Source organism: Buttiauxella sp. B2 (genome assembly GCF_006376615.1).
Taxonomy (GTDB): Bacteria; Pseudomonadota; Gammaproteobacteria; order Enterobacterales; family Enterobacteriaceae; genus Buttiauxella.
Genome location: NZ_VEXQ01000018.1, coordinates 90,437 through 96,722, shown reverse-complemented (window position 1 = coordinate 96,722; position 6,286 = coordinate 90,437). Strand labels below are relative to the sequence as shown.

General features: G+C 51.2%; 5 protein-coding genes and 1 pseudogene. 4 read left to right on the top strand and 2 right to left on the bottom strand.

The annotated features are described in order from the left end of the window. The 3 genes from FH968_RS23690 to FH968_RS18010 all read left to right on the top strand — a co-directional run. Window positions 1–223, top strand: a 223-nt coding sequence (locus FH968_RS23690) for a hypothetical protein (protein WP_223271338.1), incomplete at its 5' end; no start/stop codon positions are given. A 298-nt stretch (window positions 224–521) separates the two neighbouring features. Beyond that, a complete protein-coding gene (locus tag FH968_RS18015) occupies window positions 522–2,213 on the top strand; it encodes a methyl-accepting chemotaxis protein (RefSeq protein ID WP_139882109.1) in 1,692 nt (563 codons plus the stop codon). Window positions 2,214–2,352: 139 nt separating this feature from the next. Further along, window positions 2,353–2,646, top strand: coding sequence for a YciI family protein (locus FH968_RS18010; protein WP_139882107.1), 294 nt, complete (start codon window positions 2,353–2,355; stop codon window positions 2,644–2,646). A 19-nt stretch (window positions 2,647–2,665) separates the two neighbouring features. Here FH968_RS18010 and FH968_RS18005 read toward each other — a convergent pair whose 3' ends face one another. Then, window positions 2,666–4,393 (bottom strand): ABC-F family ATP-binding cassette domain-containing protein, encoded by a 1,728-nt coding sequence (locus FH968_RS18005; RefSeq protein ID WP_139882105.1) that lies wholly within the window; start codon window positions 4,391–4,393, stop codon window positions 2,666–2,668. A 287-nt stretch (window positions 4,394–4,680) separates the two neighbouring features. Between FH968_RS18005 and FH968_RS18000 the strand changes: the two are divergent. Beyond that, window positions 4,681–4,761 (top strand): annotated as a pseudogene (locus FH968_RS18000) (AraC family transcriptional regulator); the annotation flags it as partial. A gap of 20 nt (window positions 4,762–4,781) precedes the next feature. Here FH968_RS18000 and FH968_RS17995 read toward each other — a convergent pair. Next, a complete protein-coding gene (locus FH968_RS17995; RefSeq protein WP_139882103.1) occupies window positions 4,782–6,248 on the bottom strand; it encodes an aldehyde dehydrogenase in 1,467 nt (488 codons plus the stop codon). Window positions 6,249–6,286: the final 38 nt, after the last annotated feature.

Sequence of the window (6,286 nt, the reverse complement as noted above, 5' to 3'; positions counted from 1 at the left end):
GGTGGCGTTGACGTCGCAGTCAGGAGGTTTACTGAGCGCACCGGGAAGCACCCTGACGCTCCTTCCTGGCGCCATGTTTTCTCCTGTTACAGGCAATACGCTGGCACAAGGAAAGGTATTCAATGCACGCCTGGAAATTGAACCTGTATTAACGGACAGTGATGCCCGCGTTACCCGCAGTCAAAGTAATGAAGCCAATCTGTCGTTTGAATTGATGGATTAATACTGGGTTACATTGCACGAGACTGTCATCACTCATGCCGTCACAGTGCCTGTGGCGGCATGAGTTCTAATCTATTTGAAAACCAGAACCTCGCTCAGGTCGGTGCCCATTGTGGATGGGGAAGATCACATCCGATACAGGGGCGATATTTTGGCTAATGTTATTTTCGGCTCATTATCTTTTCATCACTGATTTGTTAACCCCGCCACAAAACCACAACTTTGTGTTCAACCTTTTGTTTCTCAAGGCCGATGACCCTTTTACAGAAACCCTTTTTACAAAAAGAGAAACCAAGGACATGGCCATTAAAAAAATCTCCCCGCAGGGGGCTGTTCGCTTCTGGCACCATATTCGGTTGGTGCCGCTGTTTACCTCTATTCTGGTTGGGATCTTAGTTTTGTTTGCCCTGTGCGTCGGGCTGGCAAGCTACTTTTTGATTCAAAGTGACAAAGCGCTGCAAGACGTTACTAACGAAATCCAGGTGCGTATCGGTCTTTCTGATAGCTCGGCCAATCTGCGCAGTGCACGATTGAACATCATTCATGCGGGTGCAGCAGGGCGCGTGGCTGATATGGATGATATGAAATTTAATATCGGTGAAGCCGACAGGCTGATTAAACAAGCGCAGACTAGCTTCGACATTTATATGGCGCGTGCAGATAAGGTTGCAGAGGGTGAAGCGCTGGATAACCAGTTGCGCGCACGCTTTGATGAGTACCTGAATCAAGGCATGCTGCCGATGATGAAATATGCCAAAAACGGCATGTTTGAAGCCATCATCAATCATGAAAATGAACAAGCGCGCAAGCTAGATGCCGATTACACCAACGTTTTAGTACAGGCGGCGCAGATTCGTACCGAACGTGCTGAAGCCCTTAAAGAACAAGCTCAGCTGCGGGCGCATTTCAGTGTGATGCTGATGGCAGGGGCCTTTTTGCTGGCGTTGTTCCTGACTGTCTTTACTTTTGTGGTGTTGCGTCGCGTAGTTGTTCAACCGCTGCAACAAGCGGTAACGCGTATCGAACATATCGCAAAAGGGGACTTAACCCTGGCGCCACAGGCATTTGGTAACAGTGAAATCGGCAAACTTAACCAGAACTTGCAGGATATGCAGGCCTCGCTGGTGACGACAGTCGGAGAAGTACGCATGGGGGCGGAGGCAATTTATCAGGGGACCAGTGAAATCTCGGCCGGAAATACTGATTTATCATCGCGCACCGAGCAACAAGTCGCAGCGCTTGAGGAAACAGCCGCCAGCATGGAGCAGTTAACCGCCACGGTGAAACAGAATGCGGATAACGCCCATCACGCCACAAAACTTGCGCAAGAAGCGTCCCACAAAGCCAGCGATGGCGGGCGAATTGTTTCCGGTGTGGTGAGCACCATGAACAATATCTCCGCCAGCTCGAAGAAAATTTCTGAGATAACCGCGGTCATCAACAGCATTGCTTTCCAGACCAACATTCTGGCTTTGAATGCCGCAGTGGAAGCCGCAAGAGCGGGCGAGCAAGGCCGAGGTTTTGCTGTGGTTGCAACAGAAGTGCGCACACTGGCGCAACGCAGTGCACAAGCAGCTAAAGAAATTGAAGGATTAATCAGCGAGTCGGTATCACTGGTTGATAACGGTTCGAAGCAAGTCGCGCATGCGGGTGAAACCATGACGGGGATCGTCGGCGCAGTACGCCGTGTTACCGATATCATGCAAGAAATTGCCGCCGCTTCGGATGAGCAAAGCCGTGGCATTGAACAAGTCGGGCTGGCAATAAACGAAATGGATAACGTCACCCAGCAGAACGCTTCACTGGTTGAAGAAGCCTCTGCGGCAGCAGTTTCGCTTGAACAACAGGCGGCGCGTTTAACGGCGGCAGTTGGCACATTCCGTTTAAGCCATCAACCTGCTGTTGTTAAAACTCAACCGCAAAAGCCAAAAAGCATCGTGAAGACCGCCAAAGCAGTGATAGACGAAGACGATAACTGGGCTACATTTTAGGTATCACTTCAGCTTTCCGGGGTGTCGTAAGCGTTAACCTGGGCGACAAAAGAAGCTAGATGATGGGGTTTCGTACGGTGGATTAGCGTAATCGACATCTACCGTTCACTTCAGTTTCAGCATTTACGCTGAGGTTAACATGCTATTTATGCTACGTTTTTATGACAAACCCGATTGTCTGTCGCTACGACAACGTTGGCTACCTGCACATCTCGACTGGCTGGCTCGTCATCAATCGGTTATCAAAATCGCCGGATCTTTACGAACTGAAGATTGTGATACCCCTGATGGCGCATGCTGGTTGGTGGAAGTTGACTCTTTTGCCGAGGCGCACGTGTGCTATTTGCAGGATCCATTCTGGCGAGAAGGGCTGCGCGAGCGTGTTGAGCTGCACAGCCTGAGTAAAGCGTTTGATAATCCCGTGACACTGTAACAGTGCCACGGGCAGGGTATTACTCCTGTTCAAGCCGCTGATTAAGCATCTCTATCTCTTTGCGCCATTGCTGCTGTAGGGCTGGTTTCTGATGGCTTTGCTTGCGTGATAAATCTTGTGCAAGTTTTTCCTCCAGTTTTACCAACCGTTCAAGCCAGGCATCTGTTTCACTGTGGACGACACAAGACATGAGTTCTGTTTGCCGGGAAGGCGGTGTAATTTGCGGATTTTCACCCGTCAATTGTGCATACAACCCTTCCAGAGAATGCCATTCACTCAATTCACCATTATCAATCAGCCAGAAGCGGTTACAGCTTTTAGCGATCAACGTGCGGTCGTGCGTCACCAGCAACACGCCTCCTGCGTAGTTTTGCAGCGTGTCCGCCAGCGCTTCTTTGCCTTCCATATCCAGGTGGTTGGTTGGCTCATCAAGTAGCAATAGCGAATAACGCGCAAGCGTCAGCCCAACAAATAACAGACGCGAACGCTCGCCGCCGCTCAATGTGCTAACCGTTTGCCCGTGGCGCAGCCAGACAAAACCGGCGCTGATTAACGCCATTTTGCGGTCACGTTCGGTCAACGCCGCGAAAGGTTCTAGCGCTTCAAGCAGCGTATCGCCATCGCGTAATTGGTGTAGCGTCTGGTCGTAATAACCCATATCGACACGGGGATGAAGGCGTATAGCTGTTTCATCCTGCTGTTGCTGATAGTGCTGCCACAGCAGGCGTAACAGAGAAGATTTTCCACAACCGTTGCGTCCGATTATCGCTACCCGATCACCACTTTTCAGACGCTGTATCGGCAGGTTGAACAGCGGCGGGCATTCAGGTGCTGGGCTTACTGCCAGGTTCTCTATTTCCAGCAAACGATCTGCAGGTAAGGCCTCGCCTTTAAGAATCAACTGCCACAGATTCGCAGCACTGAGTTCCGTCTGGTTGTCCTTTAACTTGTCTACGCGTTTTTCCATTTGCTTCGCTTTGCGGGCAAGGTCTTCGTTATCGTAGACTCGCCCCCAGGTTGCCAAACGTTTGGCACTGGCAGAAATTCGGTCGATTTCCTTTTGCTCTGCCTGATGACGATGTGCATCGGTTTTATCACGTTCAACCAACGCAGCGCGTGCCGCAGAACAGGGTAGCTGGAAGAAACTCAACCCGTAGTCGTGCAGGATCCACGTCCCATTGGTCACGTTATCCAACAGGTGTTGATCGTGAGAAACCAGCACAAAGCTGCCGCTCCAGTTGCGTAAGAATTGCTCCAGCCATAGCAAGGTCGGTAAATCGAGGTGGTTGCTGGGTTCGTCCAGTAGCAAAAGATCCGGCTGGGTAATTAACGCTCGCGCCAGTAATAAACGCGTGTGTTGCCCACCACTGAGTGTGCCGGCGGTGAGTTGCCATGCGGTTTCGTCAAACCCCATGCTGGCAAGTAATGCTTGTGCTCGCCATCCTTCAGTGTGTTGTTGCGCGTCACTAAGGCGTGCCATTACCGCATCGAGCAACGTTAGCGTATGCAAATCTTCAGGTAGATGCTGTTCGACTCGCGCCAACAGACAGTGATGCGCACGCGTCACGCTGCCACTATTTGCAGAAATAGTGCCATCGAGCAATTTAAGAAGGGTACTTTTTCCGCAGCCGTTGTGGCCGATTAAACCCAGGCGATCACCTTTTTTCAGCGTAAAGGTTATATCTGCCAGTAGTGGGCCAAATGCGGTATCAAGGCTAAGAGATTGTGCGGTTAATAATGTGCTCATTGTTGCTTACTCAAGAGTTACAGGCGTTAAAACGCCTCGTCAAATATGGCTGACGATAACCCGGTAAGCCCGAGGGAAGGGATTCAGTTAGCTTCGCTCAAGCAGGGCTATCGCAGTGCGATATCGATAACGCTTGAGCTATGGCGATCACCAAAAGTCTGCGAAATAAACAACATTTCACAAAACAGCATGGGATCCTCCTTATATTCAGTTGGTTGATGAATGCGCAAATCCTGGCAGAAAACAAAAGTAAATGCCACCTACCAGATTCTTACGTATGTCCTTCGCGCTGTGGGTATCTTTCCAGTTCGCGATTCACCGCCAAATTTCGGCAACACTATGGCTGTTTGCCGAAAAATGTCCGTTAATTCAGGCCGGTTTCAGCTTATTAGAACGGTAACGGACGTGGCTGCGTTTGCATGGTTATCCAACGTAGTTCGGTAAACTCACGGACTCCCGCAAGCCCACCAAAACGCCCATAGCCGGAGTCTTTGACGCCGCCAAATGGCATTTGTGCTTCATCGTGTACCGTTGGGCTGTTGATGTGGCAAATCCCGCTTTGAATACGGCTGGCAATATTCCACGCCCGCGCCACGTCACGGCTGAATACTGCCGCAGAAAGTCCCAACTCGTTGTCATTCGCAACAGCGATGGCTTCCTCATCATCTTTCACTCGGATTATGCCTTTTACCGGGCCAAAGGATTCTTCGTGATAAATACGCATTTCATTGGTGACAAAATCCAGCACCGTGGCGGGCATTAATATTGAGTCTGCTTTGCCGCCAGCAACCAGTTTTGCACCTTTGGCCAGCGCATCATCAATCAAGTCATTGCAGCGCGAAACCGTCTGCACATCAACAACGGAACCCAAAACAGTAGGGCCAACGCGTGGGTCACGGCACGGCAAGCTGGCCGCTTTGGCGGCAAATTTCGCCACAAACTCATCGGCAACACGTTCGTCCACTACAATGCGCTCGGTCGACATGCAGATTTGCCCTGAGTTGGCGAAAGCCCCAAAGGCTGCGCAGTTTACGGCTAATTCAACATCAGCATCATGCAAAACCAACAATGGCGCTTTACCGCCCAGTTCCAATATCACCGGCTTCAGATAACGCGCACAGGTTTGCGCAATAATCCGCCCGACGTGCGTCGAACCGGTGAAGTTCACGCGGCGCACTGCCGGATGCGCAATCATAGCTTCAACAACTGCGGCGGCATCTTGCGGCGCGTTGGTCACGAAATTAACTACCCCCGCCGGGAATCCCGCCTCGCTAAGGGCATCAATAATCAAACCATGTGTCGCGGGTGAGATTTCAGAACCTTTTAGCACCACGCAGTTTCCGCACGCCAGCGGTGTGGCGATAGCACGCACACCGAGGATAATCGGCGCATTCCACGGTGCCATACCCAATACCACACCCGCAGGTTGGCGAATGGCCATTGCCAGGTTTCCGGGTACATCAGAGGGGATAACTTCACCGTTAATTTGTGTGGTGAGTGCGGCAGCTTCACGCAGCAATCCCGCACCTAAGTGCACATTAAATTCAGCCCATTGTGTCGATGCACCGGTTTCTGCGGTCATTGCCGCAACAAACGCTGCTTGCTTTGATTCCAGAGCATCGGCGGCTTTAAGCAGTAAAGCGCGGCGTTGGTTTGGCCCAGTTTGCGACCAACTCACAAAAGCCTGGCTTGCTGCATCTACCGCTGCGCGTGCATCAATGACGGTGGCCGCAGGGGCTATCGTGGCAACGTGTTCATCGAGTGGGTTGCGGCGTTCAAACGTTGCCTGGTTTTGAGCATCAACAGACAGTCCATTGATTAACATAGAAATAGAGACAGGGGATGTGTGCGGCATGTGACACCTCTTTTGTTATTGAAATGTTAAGGTGCCAT